Raw genomic sequence first — 22,306 nt, 5'->3', positions numbered from 1 at the left:
ATATTTCCTAAATATATTCTTGACATTATTTAGTTTCCGACAGAAACATTACGGCTATTTTAAAGTTATTTTATAGCCGCGTAACAAAGATAAATTGCTCTGCGGCATTGCATTTTTCCGCCGTATTATCCATGATCGAATTGTGACAATTGTCATATTACAGAAGGTATTGCTCTTACTATGGAATGGATTGCCGATCCGTCAATCTGGGCCGGACTGGTAACGTTAATCGTTATCGAACTTGTTCTCGGCATTGATAACCTGGTCTTTATTGCCATCCTCGCTGAAAAACTACCGCCGGGGCAGCGCGACCGCGCGCGCATTACCGGCCTGATACTGGCGATGATCATGCGCCTGCTGCTGCTGGCGTCAATCTCGTGGCTGGTCACCTTGACTAAGCCGCTCTTTAGCGTACAGGCATTAAGCTTCAGCGCCCGCGATCTGATTATGCTGTTCGGCGGCTTCTTCCTGCTCTTTAAAGCCACCATGGAGCTCAACGAACGGCTGGAAGGGAAAGATAGCGCCAACCCTACCCAGCGTAAGGGGGCGAAATTCTGGGCGGTGGTCGCGCAAATCGTGGTGCTGGACGCTATCTTTTCTCTCGACTCCGTGATTACCGCCGTGGGGATGGTCGATCACCTGGCGGTCATGATGGCGGCAGTGATAATCGCCATTAGCCTGATGCTGCTCGCCAGCAAGTCCCTGACCCGATTTGTGAACAACCATCCCACCATTGTCATTTTGTGCCTTAGCTTCCTGCTAATGATCGGCTTTAGCCTGGTGGCGGAAGGGTTTGGTTTCCACATTCCGAAAGGGTATCTGTACGCGGCTATCGGCTTCTCGGTGATGATCGAGGCGCTCAACCAACTGGCTATTTTTAACCGCCGCCGTTTTCTTTCCGCTAACCATACGCTGCGCCAGCGCACAACGGAGGCCGTGATGCGGCTGATTAGCGGTAAAAAAGAGGATGCCGAACTGGATGCGGAAACCGCTGCGATGCTGGCAGACCATGACGACAGCCAGATTTTTAATCCGCAGGAGCGCAGGATGATCGAGCGGGTGCTGAATCTCAACCAGCGCACCGTAAGTAGCATCATGACGTCGCGCCACGATATCGAGCATATCGATCTCAACGCGCCGGAAGCGGAAATCCGCGCTCTGCTGGAAAAGAACCAGCATACGCGTCTGGTCGTGACGGGTGAAAATGAACAGGAAGATTTACTCGGCGTCGTCCACGTCATCGATCTGTTGCAACAATCGCTGCGCGGCGAACCGCTCAACCTGCGGGCGCTGATTCGCCAACCGCTGGTTTTCCCTGAAACATTGCCGCTGCTGCCTGCGCTGGAGCAGTTCCGTAACGCCAGAACCCATTTTGCCTTTGTCGTAGATGAGTTTGGCTCGGTTGAAGGCATTGTGACATTAAGCGATGTCATGGAGACTATCGCCGGTAATCTGCCGAATGAAGTCGAGGAAATTGACGCCCGCCACGATATTCAGAAGAACCCGGACGGTTCCTGGACAGCAAACGGCCATATGCCGCTGGAGGATTTGGTGCAGTACGTGCCGCTACCACTGGATGAAAAACGGGAATACCATACGATTGCCGGCTTGTTGATGGAATATTTGCAGCGCATACCGCAAACCGGTGAAGAGGTTCAGGTGGGCGATTATTTGCTGAAAACATTGCAGGTAGAAAGCCATCGAGTGCAGAAAGTGCAGTTAATTCCGCTGCATAACGGCGAGCCAGACTCGGAGATGTAACGTCTGTTCGTCTGCCCCGGCCTGCTTACCAGGCAGGCCGGAAGCGCGTTAGCCTCGCCATCCGGCTCTGCCCTTTGGCCAAAAACTACAGCTTATTCAGCAGTTTCTTCACATCTTTACCGTTGCGGGTATCTTTATTGCGATCCGCCCAGTCATTGAGCCGACGCTTTGCCTCATCCTGTAAATGCTTACGCAATAACTGATCCACTTGCAGGGTATAGTTCAGCTCCTGCCACTTGCCATAGACGCGCAGCGGCACCGGCGTCTCTTTCAGGAAGGTGATCAGGTTGCTATTGCCGTTCCAGCCGCCCAGCACACGCAGATTAAATTGCGTATCACAGCTCTGCTTAACCAGATCCAGCGTTCCGCTGCCGGTTAACGCCAGCATAGAAGATTGCCCGACCATGTCGTCGAGCGTCAGCGTGCCCTTATTTAGCGTCAGATCGGTCGTGAAGCGATCCAGTCGGGTCGCGTTGTCCATATTTTCCTGCGACTGCTGCGCGTCGCCGCCGCTTCGCTCTACGGCCTGCTGCACCAGTTGCTGGAAATTCATTCCTTCGAGGCGCGTATTGCTCATGTCAACATGCGCTTTTCCTTTCCAGCTGTGGCGAAATGCCTCTGCGTCAATATCCGCCCCGGAGAAATCGCCAACCAGCGACATCTTACCGGTCAGGCTAATCGGATAATTAAAGGCTTTCAGGATAGTCCCAATCTCAACATGGTTGAGGCGAGGGTGGAACTCGATGCGCGGACTGGCGGTGCGGGCGTCAAGCGTGCCGGGCAGCGACATCTCTCCGTCGGCCAGTTTCCCCTGCAACTCGGTGATATCCAGCAATCCGGCCTGATTAGACATCTTCGTCGAAACCTGGGTAAAGTCCATTCCCCGCCAGCGAACTGAATCCGCCTGTAAAGCAATCTCCGCCGTAAAGCTTTGCAGCCCCTGATAAGGCGGCGCACCAACACGCGACGCGATAACTGGCCTGGTCAGGGGGAGCGTATTTTGCCCCTGCGACACCGCGCCGCCCGTCTGTGCCACGGTGCTATGATGCGGCAACAGGTTGTCCAGATTAAGCTTGCTGGACTGGAGGTCAATTTGCCATTCCGGCTGCTCCGCCAGCGTTACCTGAACATGCCCGGTCAGAGAACTGTCATTCGCCGTTAAATTTAAGTGGTTAAATGAAAGACGTTTTTGCGCCTCCTGCCACTGCGCCTGCAGTTGTCCCTGCCCCTCAATCCCCTGCGCCGGTAGATCCGCGCCCTGCAATTGCCAACGCAGTTGCTCAATACCCGCGGTTAAATTATGCGGATAATCGGAAGCATCCACCGTTCCGCTGAATGATAAAGCAAGATCCCGCTGATCGCGGTTCACGCGTCCCGAAAAATCAAACGTGCCGCGATGCTCGGCATCTTGTTCCATATTCAGACGAATATCGCGCACCGTGACCTGATCATCATTTTCATGCTGGAAAACCAGCACGCTGTCGGCAACGCGCAGGCTACGAATATCAAACGACCAGCCGCGATCTTCCGCTACGTCCGGCAAGGTATTATCTTTCGGCGCGACCGGCGCATCATCGCTGCGTACCGCTTCCGTTTGCGGCGTCAGTTGAATCACCCCGCCTTTCAGCATCACCTGCTTAACATGAAGCTGATGACTCAATAGCGGCCATAAAGCGACGTCCAGGCGCATATTGTCAGCCCGCACCAGCGGTTCGCTGGCGCCTCGCGCCGTTAGCGTCATTCGCCCGGAAAGGATGCTGAGTTGCGGCCATACGTGCCAGCGCAGCGGCCCGTCCAGTTGCAACTGATATTCACTACGCGCGGCAACCTGCTGCACCATATAGGCGCGGAAATCATTCGGATTGACCAACAATACCAACGCAGAGAATCCGGCCACCAGCACGACCAGGAGAATCATCAGCGTCGTCAGAAATCGTCTCATGCTACCCTCAATGGACCGGCAGTATTGCGCCGAATGGCTCAGTCTTTATCAATCCGGCTGGCAACAGCGCCCTGCTGATCGCGATATTTGGCATCCTGACGGCGGTTATAAGGCCGCGCCGCCGGACCGGACAGCGGCTCAAAGCTCAGCGCGCCGATGAGCATACCCGGACGCAACGCCAGCGGCAGCTTCCCGGAGTTGTAAAACTCAAGCACAATGCAGCCCGACCAGCCGGGATCGATACGGTGCGCCGTCACATGCACCATCAGTCCCAGACGCGCCAGCGAGGAACGACCATCCAGCCAGCCCACTAAATCCGGCGGCAGGGTAACGGATTCAAAGGTGACAGCCAGCGCCAACTCGCCCGGATGCAGATAAAATGCCTCGCCGTCCGGCAAAACGATTTCATCGCTCATCACGCGATCCAGCGCCGCGCTGACCTCATCTTTCGGCCCGCTCAGATCGATAAACGCCGCCGTATGGCCACGGAAGGTTCGAAATTTATTGCCAAGACGTACATCGACCGTCGCGCCGTTAATGCGCTCTACGGGAGGTCGCGGGGTGATAGACAAACGGCCTTCATCCAGCCAGGCTTCAATATCTCGGTCGCATAAACGCATGGCACTTTCTCCTTTCGCGCATCAAGCCCTTAAATCAAGCACATCAAGGGCTAACCAGGTTATCACTGAACGGTACACAATTCGCCAGATTTATTCAAAGAACTGGCTGATTTTCGCTTTCAGAATATCAATAGCGATGCGGTTTTTACCGCCGCGCGGCACGATAATATCCGCATATTGTTTGGAAGGCTCAATAAATTGCAGGAACATCGGACGCACCGTTTTCTGATATTGCGCCATCACCGAATCCATTGAGCGACCACGCTCGTTCACATCGCGTTTGATACGGCGCATCAAACAGATATCCAGCGGCGTATCGACAAAAATAGAGAAGTTCATCTCTTCACGCAAACGCGCGTCGGTCAGTAACAGAATACCTTCAAGAATAATCACTTTCTTCGGTTCTACGCGAACCGTTTCCTGCATACGGGTATGCTCAACATAACTGTATACCGGTAATTCAATCGCCGAACCGCGCTTGAGCGCCTGAAGATGCTGAAATAGCAGGCTGTGATCCATCGCATTCGGATGGTCATAGTTGGTTTTTACGCGTTCTTCCATCGACAGATGGCTTTGATCTTTGTAATAACTGTCTTCGGGAATAACGCCAATATGTTCGTCACCCACTTGTTCACGCAATTCGCGGTAAAGGGTACTGGCAATAAGACTCTTGCCGGAAGCCGATGCGCCAGCGATACCGATAATGACGCACTGATGAGACTGATCAGTCATAAATTTAGCGACCTGATTAACCTGGATGTAAGGAAGGGGGGCGCCGAAACGCCAAACGCGGCAATTATAGGGATTTCAGCAGCGCGATACCAGTCCGGCGCTATGCCACGGTGAATTTGTTGGCGGCGCATTCGACGTCGCGACGTAAAAGCGTTCAGTTTTAACGCGGACAGCGGATTTATCGACCCGTCTGGAGGAGGAATACGCCGGGAGCCACAATTTATATTCAGCCAGCGTATAAATCATTACGCGTTTATACTAGCATAATCACAGAGTAAACTGACGCGTCCGGTATTCCGCGACGTTACCGGCGATTCGGATAGAGTGGTAATGAGTAAACCATCCCAACATGTTTTCGTTACCGTCCCCCACCCGCTATTGCGTCTGGTCAGTTTAGGCCTGGTCGCGTTTGTCTTTACGCTCTTTTCGCTCGTATTATCGCGTGTCGGCACCCAACTCGCGCCGCTGTGGTTCCCCACCTCCATTATGATGGTCGCGTTTTACCGCCATGCGGGCCGTCTGTGGCCAGGGATCGCGGTCGCCTGCTCGCTCGGCAGCATCGGCGCCTCACTGACTTTATTTCCTGCCGCCTCGCTTAACTTTAGCTGGACGGCAATAAATATTATCGAGGCGGCCACTGGCGCGATACTGCTGCGAAAACTGCTCCCCAGCTACAACCCCTTACAAAATTTGAATGACTGGTTTCGTCTGGCTATCGGCAGCGCCGTGATTCCGCCGCTACTCGGCGGCATGTTATTTTGGCTGATAGCGCCGGAAGCGGTCGCCTCGAAAGCGTTTCTGATTTGGGTATTATCGGAAGCCATCGGCGCGCTGACGCTGGTACCGTTAGGTTTACTGTTTAAACCACACTATCTGTTGCGTCATCGCGACCCGCATCTGTTGCTGGAAACGCTATTGACGCTGGTCATTACGCTGGCGCTAAGCTGGCTCGCTATGCGCTATATTCCGTGGCCGTTTACGTGCGTTATCGTCCTGTTGATGTGGAGTGCGGTGCGCCTGCCGCGAATGGAGGCGTTTTTAATTTTTTTAGCTACCGTTATCGTGGTCTCGCTCATGCTGGCCAATGACCCCACGCTGCTCGCCACGCCGAAAACCGACGTGATGGTCAATATGCCGTGGCTACCTTTTTTAATGATCCTGCTGCCTGCCAATATGATGACGATGGTGATGTACGCGTTTCGCACGGAACGCAAACATATCACCGAGAGCGAATCCCGCTTTCGCAACGCGATGGAGTATTCCGCCATTGGTATGGCGCTGGTCGGTACGGAGGGTCAGTGGCTACAGGTCAATAAATCTCTGAGCCATTTTCTTGGCTATAGCCAGGATGAATTACGCACGATGACATTTCAGCAATTGACCTGGCCGGAAGACCTGAATAATGACCTTGAACAGCTAAACATGCTGGTGCGCGGCGACATCAATAGCTATTCCATGGAAAAACGCTACTACACCCGCAACGGCGATGTCGTCTGGGCGCTACTGGCCGTCTCGCTGGTTCGTCATAAAGACAATAAACCTCTCTATTTTATTGCTCAGATTGAAGATATTAACGATCTCAAGCAAAGCGAGCAGGAAAACCAGCGGTTGATGGAGCGTATTACACAGGCGAACGACGCGCTATTTCAGGAAAAAGAACGGTTGCACATCACGCTTGACTCTATCGGAGAAGCGGTGGTGTGTATTGATGTCGCGATGAATATCACCTTTATGAACCCGATCGCCGAGAAGATGAGCGGCTGGCGGCAGGAGGATGCTTTAGGCGCGCCATTATTAACGGTTCTGCGCATTACGTCAGGTAATAAGGGGCCGCTGCTGGAGGATATTTATCGCGCCGACAGGTCGCGATCGGACATGGAACAGGAGATAGTGCTCCATTGTCATAACGGCGGCAGCTACGATATTCATTACAGTATCACGCCGCTCAGTACGCTTGACGGCGATAAGATTGGTTCGGTTCTGGTTATCCAGGACGTTACCGAATCACGAAAAATGTTACGCCAGCTCAGCTACAGCGCAACGCATGACGCCCTCACCCATCTTGCCAACCGCGCCAGTTTTGAAAAGCAGCTTCAACAGCGCCTGCAAACAATACAGGAATCGCCTCAACATCATGCGCTGGTGTTTATCGATCTGGACCGTTTTAAAGCGGTTAACGACAGCGCGGGACATGCCGCCGGCGATGCCTTATTGCGCGAACTCGCGTCACTGATGCTCAGTATGCTTCGATCTGGCGATCTCCTGGCCCGTCTGGGTGGCGATGAGTTTGGCCTGTTGCTGCCGGATTGTAATAGTGACAGCGCGCGCTTTATCGTGACGCGGCTTATCAACGCCGTTAATGAATATCACTTTATGTGGGAAGGACGCCTGCATCGGATCGGCGCCAGCGCCGGGATCACAATGATAAATGAACATAACTGCCAGCTCACAGAGGTCGTGTCTCAGGCCGATATAGCCTGCTACGCCGCGAAAAATAGCGGTCGCGGCCGTCTGACCGTGTACGAACCGCAGCACGCATTAACCTCCTCAAAGGGAATGATGCCGCTGGAAGAACAGTGGCATATGATTAAAAATAACCACCTGCTAATGCTTGCCAGAAACGTCGCGCCGCCGCGTACGCCGGAGGCCACCAGCTTTTGGCTGGTCTCACTCAGGCTGTGGACCAGCGAAGGGGAAGTGATGGAAGAGCGCGCGTTCCGGGCAGGATTAGCCGACTCCGCGCTGCATCACGCGCTTGACCGACGGGTATTCCATGAGTTTTTCCACCATGCGGCGACCGCCGTCGCCAGCAAGGGATTAAGCGTTGCGCTGCCGCTGTCCGCCGCGGGATTATACAGCGCGACCCTTATTGATGAGCTGCTGGAACAACTGGAGCATAGCCCACTGCCGCCACGGTTATTACACCTGATTATCCCGGCTGACGTTATCGTTAAGCAGGCGCAGACCGCCGCTGCGACTCTGCGAAAACTGCGGCAACGCGGCTGCCAGGTGATTCTCAGCCATGTCGGGCGCGATTTACAGCTGTTTAATTTACTGCCCCCGCATATCGTCGATTATTTACTGCTGGATAGCGACCTTATCGCCAACGTTCATGAGAGTTTAATGGATGAAATGCTGACCTCGATCATCCAGGGACACGCCCAGCATCTGGACATCAAAACGCTCGCCGGGCCGGTACAAAACCCACAGGTGCTGGATACGCTCTCCCGTATTGGCGTGGATCTAATTTATGGCGACACTATCGCCGAAGCGCAACCACTGGATTTGTTACTGAATACCAGCTATTTCGCTATCCATTGACGGTTGCCAGCCGTGGGTATACCAGATATGCAGTAGCGCGTAGGAACGCCACGGTTTCCAGCGCTCCGCGTAGCGACGGATCTGCGCGGGCGTCATCCCGGCGAAGCGCTGCTTAATTAAGTAATCATCGGGTAAAAAGATATCTTTTGCCTGCCAACCGCGCAGGGCGAAATAGTTCGCCGTCCAGCGGCCAATTCCCGGAAACGTTTGTAAATTTTTAACGCTCTGCTCAATATCCGGCGGCGCGGCGAGCGCCAGTTTTCCCGCCAGCGTCGCCTGCGCCAGATGAATCAGCGCTTCGGCGCGCCGCAGCGGCATCCCCAGAGCTTTAAGCGCCAGCGGATCGGCCAACGCCAGCGTTTCCGGACCGGGAAAACAGACATAATCGGGCGCATCCGGCAACGCCTCGCCATAGCGGCGCGCCACTTTCGCCGTCAACTTTGCCGCCATCGCGACACTCACCAGTTGCCCCAGTATCGCCCGCACGCCTTGTTCAAACGTATCAACCGATCCCGGTAAACGCAGCCCCGGTCTGTCCTCACCCAGTGGCCCCAGCACGGCGGCAACCTGCGCGGGCTGGCAGTCAAGATCAAACAGACGCGAAACCTTCGCCAGACACGCCGGCGCGACGGGAAGTAATCCGGCGCTTACGCTCACCTGCACAGTGTGGGTGGGCAGATTGGGCCTCACGCTGACCAGTCCGCGATGCTCGCCCACCACCAGGCTGCGCGCATAAAAGCCCTCGCCTACCGTTTCTACGCCGTCCACCGCACGCGCGGCAAGAAAGCCCAACATCCACGACCAGTCGTAAGGCGGCTGCCAGCTCAGGGTAAACATACTTTTCTCCTTTATTTGACTTTTCAGCATAAACGCTAATCGCACGTAACGCCTTGCTTTCATATTCCAGTTGTCGCCGCGACGACATTTCGCTAAAGTCACGCCCCTTCTTCACTGGCATGGGGATTTTAAGGTGTTTATAGGATTTGATTACGGTACGGCAAACTGCTCGGTCGCCATTATGCGCGACGGGCATCCACAGTTGCTGACAATGGAGAATAACAGCGCATTACTGCCGTCTATGCTGTGCGCGCCGACGCGCGAAGCGGTGAGCGAGTGGCTGTATCGCCATCATGATGTGCCGGCAACGGACGAAGAAACCCAGGCGCTGCTACGCCGCGCGATACGCTACAACCGCGAGGAAGATATTGAGGTTGGCGCGCAAAGCGTACAGTTTGGTCTGGCGTCGCTGGCGCACTATATTGACGATCCCCAGGAGGTCTGGTTTGTCAAATCGCCGAAATCCTTTTTAGGCGCCAGCGGCCTGAAACCGCAGCAGGTCGCGCTGTTTGAAGATTTGGTCTGCGCCATGATGGTACATATTCGTCATACGGCGCACAGCCAATTGCCGGAGGCCATTACCCAGGCGGTAATCGGTCGCCCGATCAACTTTCAGGGACTCGGCGGCGATGACGCGAACCGCCAGGCGCAGGGTATTCTGGAGCGGGCGGCAAAACGCGCCGGTTTTCAGGAGGTGGTATTCCAGTATGAACCGGTTGCGGCGGGCCTGGACTACGAAGCTACGCTGCGGGAAGAGAAGCGTGTGCTGGTCGTGGATATTGGCGGCGGCACCACCGACTGCTCCATGCTGCTGATGGGGCCGCAGTGGCGTCAGCGCGCCGATCGTGAAAACAGCCTGTTGGGGCACAGCGGTTGCCGCGTGGGCGGAAACGATCTGGATATCGCGCTGGCCTTTAAAAATCTGATGCCTTTGCTGGGCATGGGCGGCGAAACCGAAAAAGGCATCGCCCTGCCGGTGCTGCCGTGGTGGAACGCCGTGGCGATTAACGACGTCCCGGCGCAAAGCGATTTTTACAGTAGCGCGAATGGTCGTCTGTTGAACGATTTGGTTCGCAACGCGCGTGAAGCAGACAAGGTCGCGTTGCTGCTCAAGGTCTGGCGCCAGCGGCTTAGTTACCGCCTGGTACGCTGCGCGGAAGAGAGCAAAATCGCCCTTTCCGGCCAGGCGGATATTACGGCGAGGCTGCCATTTATCAGCGACGACCTGGCGGTCGCTATCAGCCAGCAAGGACTGGAAGCGGCGCTGGATCAACCGCTGGCGCGTATTCTGGAACAGGTGCAACTGGCGCTGGACAGCGCGCAGGAAAAACCGGATGTCATCTATCTGACCGGCGGCAGCGCCCGTTCGCCATTGATTAAAAAAGCGCTTTCCGAACAGCTACCGGGCATACCCGTCGCTGGCGGCGATGATTTCGGCTCCGTCACCGCAGGACTGGCGCGCTGGGCGGAGGTTGTTTTCCGCTAAGCGCCTCGCAAGCTCAGTGCTGATGGATTGACATTATTCTTGATGTGGCTTAACGTCAGGAGTGAGGGTAAGGGAGGATTCCTCCTCCCCCTGGTGTCTTAGTAAGCTGGTAGGCTAATCACTAAGAGTATCACCAGTATGATGACTACCTTCATCATAACCCTTTCCTTATTTTGGCCCCTTCCTCGGGAGGGGCTTTCCCGTTTCAGCGTCCTGCTGAAATCGGTGGCTTACCTTCATTGCCGTGCCGCCACTTTACCGCACTCCGGCGCGTTAACGATTTTCACCGATGAGAGTTGCGTAGCGCCTCGCAAAGCGGGTCGCCATTCAGAATAATCCCGACCGTGTTCCATAATTCCTCCATTTTTCTCCCTTCCCTGCTGACTACAATAGAGGGAGCAACATTCCGCAAAACGTTTCAGGATGAGAAACTTATACCGATGAAAGGCAGTAATACTTTCCGCTGGGCAATAGCGATTGGGGTTGTAGTGGCCGCCGCCGCATTCTGGTTCTGGCATAGCCGTAGCGAAAGCCCGACCGCCGCGCCGGGCGTCGCCGCGCAAGCGCCGCATACCGCCGCCGCAGGTCGCCGCGGTATGCGCGACGGCCCTCTGGCGCCGGTACAGGCCGCGACCGCGACCACGCAGGCCGTACCGCGCTATCTGAGCGGGCTGGGTACCGTGACCGCAGCGAATACCGTTACGGTACGTAGCCGCGTGGATGGTCAACTCATCGCCCTGCACTTTCAGGAAGGTCAGCAGGTCAACGCAGGCGATCTGCTGGCGCAAATCGATCCCAGCCAGTTTAAGGTCGCCCTGGCGCAGGCTCAGGGACAGTTGGCGAAAGATAACGCTACGCTGGCGAATGCGCGTCGTGATCTGGCGCGCTATCAGCAACTGGCAAAAACCAATCTGGTTTCCCGTCAGGAACTGGATGCGCAACAGGCGCTGGTCAACGAAACCCAGGGAACCATTAAAGCGGATGAAGCCAATGTCGCCAGCGCGCAGTTACAGCTCGACTGGAGTCGTATCACGGCCCCGGTCTCGGGACGCGTGGGTCTGAAACAGGTGGATGTCGGCAACCAGATTTCCAGCAGCGATACCGCCGGTATTGTCGTCATTACGCAAACGCACCCGATTGATCTCATTTTTACTCTGCCGGAAAGCGATATCGCGACCGTGGTTCAGGCACAGAAAGCGGGGAAAGCGCTGGTCGTAGAAGCCTGGGATCGGACTAACTCGCACAAACTGAGCGAAGGTGTGTTGCTCAGTCTGGACAACCAGATTGATCCCACGACGGGAACGATCAAAATTAAAGCACGCTTTACCAATCAGGACGATACGCTGTTCCCCAATCAATTTGTGAACGCCCGGATGCTGGTCGATACCGAACAAAATGCCGTTGTGGTGCCTGCCGCGGCGGTGCAAATGGGCAATGAGGGCCACTTTGTGTGGGTGCTGAACGACGAAAATAACGTCAGCAAGAAGCGGGTAAAAATCGGTATTCAGGATAACCGAAACGTGGTGATCAGCGCTGGCTTGTCGGCAGGCGATCGCGTCGTTACCGATGGTATTGATCGACTGACGGAAGGCGCAAAAGTCGAGGTCGTTGAGCCGCAAACCACCGTGGCGGATGAAAAATCCCCTTCCCGCCATGAAGGTCAAAAAGGAGCGCGCGCCTGATGCAGGTATTACCTCCGGGCAGCACGGGCGGCCCTTCGCGTCTGTTTATTCTGCGCCCCGTGGCCACCACTCTGCTGATGGCGGCGATTTTACTCGCCGGGATTATCGGCTATCGCTTCCTGCCCGTCGCCGCTTTGCCGGAGGTCGACTACCCCACTATTCAGGTTGTTACGCTCTACCCTGGCGCCAGCCCGGATGTCATGACCTCCGCCGTCACCGCGCCGCTTGAGCGCCAGTTCGGCCAGATGTCAGGACTGAAGCAGATGTCGTCGCAAAGCTCCGGCAGCGCATCGGTGGTAACGCTACAGTTTCAGTTGACGCTGCCGCTGGACGTTGCCGAGCAGGAAGTACAGGCGGCGATTAACGCAGCCACCAATTTATTGCCTTCCGACCTGCCGAATCCGCCGATTTATAGCAAAGTCAACCCGGCGGACCCGCCGATTATGACGCTTGCCGTCACCTCAAACGCGATGCCGATGACCCAGGTAGAGGACATGGTAGAAACCCGCGTGGCGCAGAAGATCTCGCAGGTCGCCGGCGTCGGGCTGGTGACGCTTGCCGGCGGGCAGCGCCCTGCGGTACGCGTAAAACTGAATGCTCAGGCTGTCGCCGCGCTCGGTCTGACCAGCGAAACGGTCCGTACCGCAATTACCGGCGCCAACGTCAACTCGGCGAAAGGCAGTCTGGATGGCCCCGAACGGGCGGTGACGCTTTCTGCTAACGATCAGATGCAGTCTGCCGACGAATACCGCAGGCTTATCATCGCGTATCAAAACGGCGCGCCGATACGGCTGGGCGATGTCGCCACCGTCGAACAGGGGGCGGAAAATAGCTGGCTCGGCGCATGGGCGAATCAAGCGCCGGCTATCGTGATGAACGTTCAACGCCAGCCTGGCGCCAATATCATTGCGACAGCGGACAGCATTCGCCAGATGCTGCCCCAGCTTACCGAAAGCCTGCCGAAATCGGTGAAGGTCACGGTCCTGTCCGATCGCACCACCAATATTCGCGCTTCCGTGCGCGATACCCAGTTTGAACTGATGCTGGCGATCGCGCTGGTCGTCATGATTATCTATCTTTTTTTACGTAACATTCCCGCCACAATTATTCCCGGCGTCGCCGTACCGCTGTCGCTTATCGGCACCTTTGCGGTGATGGTGTTTTTAGATTTTTCCATTAATAACCTGACGCTGATGGCGCTCACTATCGCCACGGGTTTCGTGGTGGACGATGCGATTGTGGTGATCGAGAACATCTCGCGTTACATCGAAAAAGGAGAAAAACCGCTGGCGGCGGCGCTCAAAGGCGCGGGCGAAATCGGCTTTACCATTATTTCCCTCACCTTTTCACTGATTGCGGTGCTGATCCCGTTGCTCTTTATGGGCGATATTGTTGGTCGACTGTTCCGCGAATTTGCGGTGACGTTGGCGGTAGCGATTTTAATCTCCGCCGTCGTCTCTTTGACGCTCACGCCCATGATGTGCGCGCGTATGCTCAGCCAGCAATCTCTGCGTAAACAAAACCGCTTTTCCCGCGCCTGCGAGCGGATGTTTGACCGCGTGATCGCCAGCTACGGACGCGGATTAGCGAAAGTGCTCAACCATCCGTGGCTTACATTGAGCGTGGCATTCGCCACGCTCCTGCTCAGCGTTATGCTGTGGATAGTCATCCCGAAAGGGTTCTTTCCGGTACAGGATAACGGCATTATCCAGGGGACGCTGCAGGCGCCGCAATCGTCATCGTATGCCAGTATGGCGCAACGTCAGCGCCAGGTGGCGGAGCGGATATTACAGGACCCGGCGGTGCAAAGCCTGACGACTTTTGTTGGCGTAGACGGCGCTAACCCCACGCTGAATAGCGCGCGCCTGCAAATTAACCTCAAGCCGCTGGATGCGCGTGATGACCGCGTGCAGCAGGTGATCTCCCGGCTGCAAACCGCCGTGGCGACGATTCCCGGCGTGGCGCTGTATCTCCAGCCGACGCAGGATTTAACCATCGACACGCAGGTCAGCCGCACGCAGTATCAGTTTACCCTGCAGGCCACGACGCTCGATGCGCTCAGTCACTGGGTGCCAAAACTGCAGAACGCGCTACAGTCGTTACCACAGCTCTCTGAGGTAAGCAGCGACTGGCAAGATCGGGGATTAGCGGCCTGGGTGAATGTCGACCGCGACAGCGCCAGCCGTCTGGGTATCAGCATGGCGGATGTGGATAACGCGCTCTACAACGCGTTCGGGCAACGCCTGATTTCAACGATTTATACCCAGGCGAACCAGTACCGCGTCGTACTGGAACATAATACCGCCAGCACGCCGGGACTGGCGGCGCTGGAGACGATTCGCCTGACGAGCCGCGACGGCGGCACCGTACCGCTCAGCGCGATTGCCCGCATTGAGCAGCGCTTCGCTCCGCTCTCTATCAATCATTTAGATCAGTTCCCGGTTACGACATTTTCGTTTAACGTGCCGGAGGGCTATTCGCTCGGCGATGCGGTGCAGGCGATTCTCGATACGGAAAAAACGCTCGCCCTGCCAGCGGATATTACAACGCAGTTTCAGGGCAGTACGCTCGCCTTCCAGGCGGCGCTGGGCAGCACCGTCTGGCTTATTGTCGCCGCCGTGGTGGCGATGTATATCGTGCTCGGCGTGCTGTATGAGAGTTTTATCCATCCGATCACGATTCTCTCAACGCTGCCTACGGCGGGCGTCGGCGCGCTGCTGGCGCTGATCATCGCCGGTAGCGAGCTCGATATTATCGCCATTATCGGCATTATTTTGCTGATCGGCATCGTGAAGAAAAACGCCATCATGATGATTGACTTCGCCCTCGCCGCCGAACGCGAACAGGGGATGAGTCCGCGCGACGCTATCTTCCAGGCCTGTCTGCTGCGTTTTCGACCGATTCTGATGACCACGCTGGCGGCGTTGCTCGGGGCATTGCCATTAATGTTGAGTACCGGCGTTGGCGCGGAATTACGTCGCCCGTTGGGGATCGCAATGGTGGGCGGCCTACTGGTCAGCCAGGTATTAACTCTGTTTACCACACCGGTGATTTATCTCCTGTTTGACCGCCTGTCGCTGTACGTGAAAAGTCGCTTTCCGCGCCATAAAGAGGAGGCGTAGATGCGCTTTTTCGCCCTTTTCATCTACCGCCCGGTCGCCACCATTTTGATTGCCGCCGCCATTACGCTGTGCGGCATTCTGGGCTTCCGTCTGCTGCCGGTCGCCCCGCTGCCGCAGGTCGATTTCCCGGTGATTATGGTTAGCGCCTCGCTGCCGGGCGCCTCGCCGGAAACCATGGCTTCGTCGGTGGCGACGCCGTTGGAACGCTCTTTGGGACGCATTGCAGGCGTCAATGAAATGACTTCCAGCAGCTCGCTCGGCAGTACGCGCATTATTCTCGAATTTAATTTCGATCGTGATATTAACGGCGCGGCGCGCGACGTGCAGGCCGCCATTAACGCCGCGCAAAGCTTGTTGCCAGGCGGAATGCCCAGCCGCCCGACTTATCGCAAGGCCAACCCATCCGACGCGCCGATTATGATTTTAACGCTCACCTCGGAGAGCTGGTCACAGGGCAAACTGTATGATTTCGCCTCTACCCAACTGGCGCAAACCATCGCGCAAATTGACGGCGTCGGCGATGTTGACGTCGGCGGCAGCTCCCTGCCCGCAGTACGTGTAGGCTTAAACCCGCAGGCGCTCTTTAACCAGGGCGTCTCGCTGGATGAGGTCCGCGAAGCGATCGACAGCGCCAACGTACGCCGACCGCAAGGCGCAATTGAAGATAGCGTCCACCGCTGGCAAATCCAGACCAACGACGAACTGAAAACCGCCGCCGAATACCAGCCGCTGATTATTCACTATAACAACGGCGCGGCGGTACGCCTGGGCGACGTCGCCAGCGTCACCGACTCGGTGCAGGATGTCCGTAACGCCGGGATGACGAACGCTAACCCCGCTATTTTGTTGATGATCCGCAAGCTGCCGGAGGCCAACATTATTCAGACGGTCGACGGCATCCGGGCAAAACTGCCGGAACTGCGGGCAATGATCCCCGCCGCTATCGATTTACAAATCGCCCAGGATCGTTCGCCGACGATTCGCGCATCGCTGCAAGAGGTAGAAGAGACGCTGGCTATCTCTGTCGCGCTGGTGATCCTGGTGGTGTTTTTATTCCTGCGTTCCGGGCGCGCCACGCTAATCCCCGCCGTCGCCGTTCCCGTTTCGCTCATCGGCACCTTCGCCGCCATGTATCTGTGCGGCTTCAGCCTCAACAATCTGTCGCTGATGGCGCTGACTATCGCGACCGGATTTGTCGTTGATGATGCCATTGTGGTGCTGGAAAATATCGCCCGCCATCTGGAGGCGGGAATGAAACCTTTGCAAGCGGCATTACAGGGTACGCGGGAAGTCGGGTTTACGGTCATCTCCATGAGTCTGTCGCTGGTGGCGGTATTTCTGCCGCTGCTGTTAATGGGCGGCCTGCCAGGGCGATTATTACGGGAATTCGCCGTTACCCTCTCGGTGGCGATTGGCATTTCGCTGGTGGTCTCGCTCACGCTGACGCCGATGATGTGCGGCTGGATGCTTAAATCAAGCAAACCGCGCACCCAACCGCGTAAACGGGGCGTTGGCCGTTTGCTGGTCGCCTTGCAACAGGGTTACGGCACGTCGTTAAAATGGGTGCTTAACCATACGCGTCTTGTCGGTGTGGTTTTTCTTGGCACCGTTGCGCTGAACATCTGGCTTTATATCGCCATCCCTAAAACATTCTTTCCGGAGCAGGACACCGGCGTGTTGATGGGCGGTATTCAGGCTGACCAGAGCATCTCTTTCCAGGCCATGCGCGGCAAGCTGCAGGATTTTATGAAAATTATTCGCGACGATCCGGCGGTGAATAATGTCACTGGTTTTACCGGCGGCTCGCGGGTGAATAGCGGCATGATGTTTATTACGCTGAAGCCGCGCGGCGAACGCAAAGAGACGGCGCAGCAAATCATTGACCGACTGCGGGTCAAACTGGCAAAAGAACCCGGCGCCAGGCTGTTTCTGATGGCGGTACAGGATATTCGCGTCGGCGGGCGGCAGGCTAACGCCAGTTACCAATATACGTTGCTGTCTGACTCCCTGGCGGCGCTGCGCGAGTGGGAGCCGAAAATACGCAAAGCGCTCTCGGCCCTGCCGCAACTGGCGGACGTAAACTCCGACCAGCAGGATAATGGCGCGGAGATGAACCTTATCTACGACCGCGACACCATGTCACGGCTGGGTATTGATGTTCAGGCCGCAAACAGTCTGTTAAATAATGCTTTCGGCCAGCGGCAAATTTCCACCATTTATCAGCCGATGAACCAGTATAAAGTGGTGATGGAAGTCGATCCGCGCTATAGCCAGGATATCAGCGCGCTGGAGAAAATGTTCGTTATCAACCGTGACGGAAAAGCGATTCCCCTCTCTTATTTCGCCCAATGGCGGCCCGCCAATGCGCCGCTGTCGGTGAACCATCAGGGATTGTCCGCGGCGTCCACGATTGCCTTTAACCTGCCGACCGGCACATCGTTATCGCAGGCGACGGAGGCCATTAATCGCACAATGACGCAGCTTGGCGTCCCCCCGACGGTACGCGGCAGTTTTTCCGGAACGGCGCAAGTCTTCCAGCAGACCATGAATTCACAGCTTATTTTGATAGTGGCGGCGATCGCTACCGTCTACATTGTGCTGGGGATACTGTACGAAAGCTACGTCCATCCACTGACCATTCTCTCTACTCTGCCATCGGCGGGCGTTGGGGCGCTTCTGGCGCTGGAACTCTTCAATGCCCCTTTCAGCCTAATCGCCCTGATAGGGATCATGCTATTAATTGGCATTGTGAAGAAAAACGCCATTATGATGGTCGATTTTGCGCTTGAAGCGCAACGAAGCGGCGGCCTGACGCCGGAACAAGCCATTTTCCAGGCCTGCTTGTTACGCTTCCGTCCAATAATGATGACCACGCTGGCGGCGCTGTTCGGCGCACTGCCATTGGTGTTATCTGGCGGAGACGGTTCGGAATTACGGCAGCCGCTGGGGATAACCATTGTCGGCGGTTTGGTCATGAGCCAGCTCCTGACGCTCTATACCACGCCGGTGGTGTACCTCTTTTTCGATCGTCTGCGGCGGCGTTTTTCGCGTAAAAATAGCAAACCGGTAGTAGAAATATGACAGAACTTCCTGACAACACCCGCTGGCAACTCTGGATTGTGGCATTCGGCTTTTTTATGCAGTCGCTGGATACCACCATCGTCAACACTGCGCTGCCCTCCATGGCGAAAAGCCTGGGGGAAAGCCCGCTGCATATGCACATGGTAGTGGTGTCATATGTTCTTACCGTCGCCGTAATGCTCCCCGCCAGCGGCTGGCTGGCAGATAAAATCGGCGTGCGTAATATCTTCTTTGCCGCCATTGTGCTGTTCACGCTGGGTTCGCTGTTTTGCGCCCTCTCCGGCACGCTTAATCAACTGGTATTAGCGCGGGTTTTACAAGGCGTAGGCGGCGCGATGATGGTACCGGTCGGACGCCTGACGGTCATGAAAATCGTGCCGCGCGCGCAATATATGGCGGCGATGACCTTCGTCACCCTACCGGGACAGATCGGGCCGTTACTCGGCCCCGCGCTGGGCGGGGTGCTGGTGGAATATGCTTCATGGCACTGGATCTTTCTGAGCAATATCCCGGTGGGAATTGTCGGCGCTATTGCAACCTTTATGCTGATGCCAAACTACACCATAGAGACCCGGCGCTTTGATCTGCCGGGGTTCCTGCTGTTAGCTATCGGCATGGCGGTACTCACGCTGGCGCTGGATGGTAGTAAAAGCATGGGGATTTCGCCCTGGACATTAGCCGGACTTGCTGCGGGCGGCGCGGCAGCCATTCTGCTCTATCTCCTCCATGCCAAAAAAAACTCAGGCGCGTTATTCAGCCTGCGATTGTTCCGCACGCCCACGTTTTCACTGGGGTTGCTGGGCAGTTTTGCCGGGCGTATCGGCAGCGGTATGCTGCCGTTTATGACGCCGGTCTTTTTGCAAATTGGTCTTGGTTTTTCACCGTTTCATGCCGGTTTGATGATGATCCCCATGGTGCTGGGCAGCATGGGAATGAAGCGGATTGTGGTGCAGATAGTTAACCGTTTTGGCTATCGTCGGGTTCTGGTGGCGACCACGCTCGGACTGGCATTGGTTAGCCTGTTGTTTATGTCGGTCGCGCTGCTCGGCTGGTATTATCTCCTGCCGCTGGTACTGCTTTTGCAGGGAATGGTGAACTCGGCGCGCTTTTCTTCCATGAACACCTTAACGCTAAAAGACCTTCCCGATACGCTGGCCAGCAGCGGCAATAGCTTATTATCGATGATTATGCAGCTCTCGATGAGTATTGGCGTCACTATTGCCGGAATGCTGCTGGGTATGTTTGGCCAACAGCATATCGGGATAGACAGTAGCGCCACACATCACGTCTTTATGTACACCTGGTTATGTATGGCGGTTATTATCGCGCTACCGGCGATAATTTTTGCCCGCGTGCCGAACGATACACAGCAAAACATGGTCATTTCACGGCGTAAAAGGAGCCTGTAATGAAAGTCTGGCGGCCCGGAATCACCGGCAAGCTGTTTCTGGCGATTTTCGCCACCTGCATCGTGCTGCTGATCAGTATGCATTGGGCCGTGCGCGTCAGTTTTGAACGCGGATTTATTGACTATATCAAACACGGCAACGAGCAGCGGCTACAAATGCTGGGCGATGCGCTGGGCGACCAGTACCAGCAACACGGCAACTGGCGTTTTTTACGCAACAACGATCGCTTCGTTTTCCAGATTCTGCGTTCATTTGAGCATGACAACGACCGGGATAAACCCGGCCCCGGTATGCCGCCGCACGGTTGGCGCACCCAGTTCTGGGTCGTCGATCAAAATGGCCGGGTGCTGGTCGGCCCACGCGGTCCGGTGCCGCATGACGGTACTCGCCGCCCCATTCTGGTCAATGGCGTCGAAGTCGGCGCGATTATCGCCTCTCCTGTCGAGCGGCTGACGCGCAATACGGATATTAATTTTGATATGCAGCAGCGGCGCGCCAGTTGGATGATCGTGGCATTATCAACGTTGCTGGCCGCGCTGGCGACATTTTTGCTGGCGCGTGGCCTGCTCGCCCCGGTCAAACGGTTGGTCGAGGGTACGCACAGACTGGCGGCGGGGGATTTTACCACGCGCGTGACCCCAACCAGCGCCGATGAGCTGGGAAAACTGGCGCAGGACTTTAACCAGCTTGCCAGCACGCTGGAAAAAAATCAGCAGATGCGCCGCGACTTTATGGCGGATATTTCCCACGAACTGCGCACGCCGCTGGCGGTATTGCGCGGCGAACTGGAAGCCATTCAGGATGGCGTTCGCCAGTTCACGCCAGAATCGGTTATCTCCCTACAGGCGGAAGTCGGTACGCTTACCAAACTGGTTGACGACCTGCATCAGCTTTCGTTGTCTGACGAGGGCGCGCTGGCTTACCAAAAAACGACCGTCGATCTTGTTCCCCTGTTGGAAGTCGCTGGCGGCGCGTTCAGAGAGCGCTTTACCAGCCGGGGGCTAACGCTACATTACGCGTTGCCGGATAGCATGACCGTCTTCGGCGACCCGGATCGCCTGATGCAACTGTTTAATAATCTGCTGGAAAACAGTCTGCGCTACACCGACAGCGGCGGCGGCCTGCATATTTCCGCCGAACAACGCGATAAATCATTATTCCTGACCTTTGCCGATTCTGCACCGGGCGTCAGCGATGAGCAGTTACAAAAGCTTTTTGACCGTTTTTACCGCACGGAAGTGTCCCGTAACCGCGCCAGCGGCGGTTCTGGACTGGGGCTGGCGATATGCGTCAATATTGTACACGCGCATAACGGTCATCTTCACGCCGCTCATTCGCCTTTTGGCGGGGTTAGCATTACAGTAGAGTTACCGCTGGATCGCGATTTACAGAGAGAAGTATGACTGAATTACCCATTGATGAAAACACGCCGCGCATTTTGATTGTTGAAGATGAACCCAAGCTGGGTCAGCTGCTTATTGACTACTTACGCGCGGCGAGTTACGCCCCCACGCTCATCAATCATGGCGACAAGGTACTGCCGTATGTGCGTCAAACGCCGCCGGATCTGATCCTGCTGGATCTGATGCTGCCGGGTACCGATGGTCTGACGCTATGCCGGGAGATTCGCCGTTTTTCCGACATCCCCATTGTGATGGTCACGGCCAAAATCGAAGAGATCGACCGGCTGCTTGGGCTGGAAATCGGCGCCGATGATTATATCTGTAAGCCTTACAGCCCGCGCGAAGTCGTGGCCCGCGTGAAAACCATTTTGCGCCGCTGTAAACCGCAGCGCGAACTCCAGCAGCAGGATGCCGAAAGCCCGTTAATGATTGATGAAAGCCGCTTTCAGGCCTCCTGGTGTGGTAAAGCGCTGGATTTAACCCCCGCTGAATTCCGCCTGCTAAAAACCTTATCGCTTGAACCGGGTAAAGTTTTTTCCCGCGAGCAGTTGTTAAACCACCTCTACGACGACTACCGTGTGGTGACCGATCGTACTATCGACAGCCACATTAAAAACCTGCGCCGTAAACTGGAATCGCTGGATGCCGAACAGTCATTTATACGCGCGGTCTACGGGGTGGGATATCGCTGGGAAGCGGATGCGTGTCGCCTGGTATAATGATTATTGGCATAACAATAACAAGGTCGTAAAACGATATTTTCCGCCAACGCTATTCTGGCGGAATTAACACACTGTCCTCTTTTCTTTGGCCAAGCGGTATCCCGAAAACCATGACGAACGCGATCGGGGACAATAAATTATTTGGCCGCTCTTTTTAGTTTACCGATATACTGTGAGTAGTTTTTTAA

The 22,306-nt window shown here is 55.8% G+C and carries 14 protein-coding genes; 9 read left to right on the top strand and 5 right to left on the bottom strand.

Translation table 11 applies throughout. From position 1 onward, the window contains the following. The first annotated feature begins 180 nt into the window (after positions 1–180). The gene (locus tag LCS67_RS08140) at positions 181–1,761 is read left to right on the top strand and encodes a TerC family protein (RefSeq protein WP_000454714.1); all 1,581 of its coding nucleotides are present in this window, start codon (positions 181–183) and stop codon (positions 1,759–1,761) included. 85 nt (positions 1,762–1,846) lie between these two features. Here LCS67_RS08140 and asmA read toward each other — a convergent pair whose 3' ends face one another. From asmA to udk, 3 genes are all read right to left on the bottom strand, one after another. After that, positions 1,847–3,703 (bottom strand): outer membrane assembly protein AsmA, encoded by a 1,857-nt coding sequence (gene asmA / locus LCS67_RS08135; RefSeq protein ID WP_031567820.1) that lies wholly within the window; start codon positions 3,701–3,703, stop codon positions 1,847–1,849. Positions 3,704–3,741: 38 nt separating this feature from the next. Then, entirely contained in the window at positions 3,742–4,323 is a 582-nt protein-coding gene (gene dcd, locus LCS67_RS08130) for a dCTP deaminase (RefSeq protein ID WP_001234783.1), read from the bottom strand. A 90-nt stretch (positions 4,324–4,413) separates the two neighbouring features. Beyond that, a complete protein-coding gene (gene udk, locus LCS67_RS08125; protein ID WP_000132082.1) occupies positions 4,414–5,055 on the bottom strand; it encodes a uridine kinase in 642 nt (213 codons plus the stop codon). 330 nt (positions 5,056–5,385) lie between these two features. Between udk and LCS67_RS08120 the strand changes: the two genes are divergently transcribed. Further along, positions 5,386–8,376 (top strand): MASE1 domain-containing protein, encoded by a 2,991-nt coding sequence (locus LCS67_RS08120; protein WP_031567818.1) that lies wholly within the window; start codon positions 5,386–5,388, stop codon positions 8,374–8,376. Here the strand turns inward: LCS67_RS08120 and alkA are convergent. Further along, positions 8,344–9,213 carry a DNA-3-methyladenine glycosylase 2 gene (gene alkA, locus LCS67_RS08115; RefSeq protein ID WP_023207356.1) on the bottom strand — a complete coding sequence of 290 codons (870 nt, stop codon included), beginning with the start codon at positions 9,211–9,213 and terminating at the stop codon, positions 8,344–8,346. The two genes, LCS67_RS08120 and alkA, sit on opposite strands and share 33 nt — an antisense overlap. Positions 9,214–9,346: 133 nt before the next feature. On the opposite strand from alkA, the gene yegD reads away from it, so the two are divergent. Further along, entirely contained in the window at positions 9,347–10,699 is a 1,353-nt protein-coding gene (gene yegD, locus LCS67_RS08110; RefSeq protein WP_000469623.1) for a molecular chaperone, read from the top strand. 98 nt (positions 10,700–10,797) lie between these two features. Here the strand turns inward: yegD and LCS67_RS08105 are convergent, their stop codons facing one another. After that, positions 10,798–10,857 carry a type I toxin-antitoxin system Ibs family toxin gene (locus LCS67_RS08105; protein WP_105887528.1) on the bottom strand — a complete coding sequence of 20 codons (60 nt, stop codon included), beginning with the start codon at positions 10,855–10,857 and terminating at the stop codon, positions 10,798–10,800. Positions 10,858–11,139: 282 nt separating this feature from the next. Between LCS67_RS08105 and mdtA the strand changes: the two genes are divergently transcribed. From mdtA to baeR, 6 genes are read left to right on the top strand one after another with little or no spacing between them, the layout of a single operon-like run. Next, positions 11,140–12,381, top strand: coding sequence for a multidrug efflux RND transporter subunit MdtA (mdtA, locus tag LCS67_RS08100; protein ID WP_000678813.1), 1,242 nt, complete (start codon positions 11,140–11,142; stop codon positions 12,379–12,381). Next, positions 12,381–15,503 (top strand): multidrug efflux RND transporter permease subunit MdtB, encoded by a 3,123-nt coding sequence (gene mdtB / locus LCS67_RS08095; protein WP_031567813.1) that lies wholly within the window; start codon positions 12,381–12,383, stop codon positions 15,501–15,503. The genes mdtA and mdtB overlap by 1 nt, the downstream gene beginning before the upstream one ends. Further along, positions 15,504–18,584: a multidrug efflux RND transporter permease subunit MdtC gene (gene mdtC / locus LCS67_RS08090; RefSeq protein WP_023217261.1), complete on the top strand. Its 3,081-nt coding sequence runs from the start codon at positions 15,504–15,506 to the stop codon at positions 18,582–18,584. After that, the gene (locus LCS67_RS08085) at positions 18,581–19,993 is read left to right on the top strand and encodes an MFS transporter (RefSeq protein ID WP_023231098.1); all 1,413 of its coding nucleotides are present in this window, start codon (positions 18,581–18,583) and stop codon (positions 19,991–19,993) included. The genes mdtC and LCS67_RS08085 overlap by 4 nt, the downstream gene beginning before the upstream one ends. After that, on the top strand, positions 19,993–21,396 hold the full coding sequence (gene baeS / locus LCS67_RS08080; protein WP_023231099.1) for a two-component system sensor histidine kinase BaeS: 1,404 nt from the start codon (positions 19,993–19,995) through the stop codon (positions 21,394–21,396). The genes LCS67_RS08085 and baeS overlap by 1 nt, the downstream gene beginning before the upstream one ends. Further along, on the top strand, positions 21,393–22,115 hold the full coding sequence (gene baeR / locus LCS67_RS08075; protein ID WP_000137854.1) for a two-component system response regulator BaeR: 723 nt from the start codon (positions 21,393–21,395) through the stop codon (positions 22,113–22,115). Before baeS ends, baeR begins: the two co-directional genes overlap by 4 nt. Positions 22,116–22,306 lie beyond the last annotated feature (191 nt).

This window comes from Salmonella sp. A7, assembly GCF_020181675.1.
Classification (GTDB): domain Bacteria; phylum Pseudomonadota; class Gammaproteobacteria; order Enterobacterales; family Enterobacteriaceae; genus Salmonella; species Salmonella enterica.
Note: the sequence above shows the minus strand (reverse complement) of the source record. Positions and strands in the feature narration are given on the sequence as shown.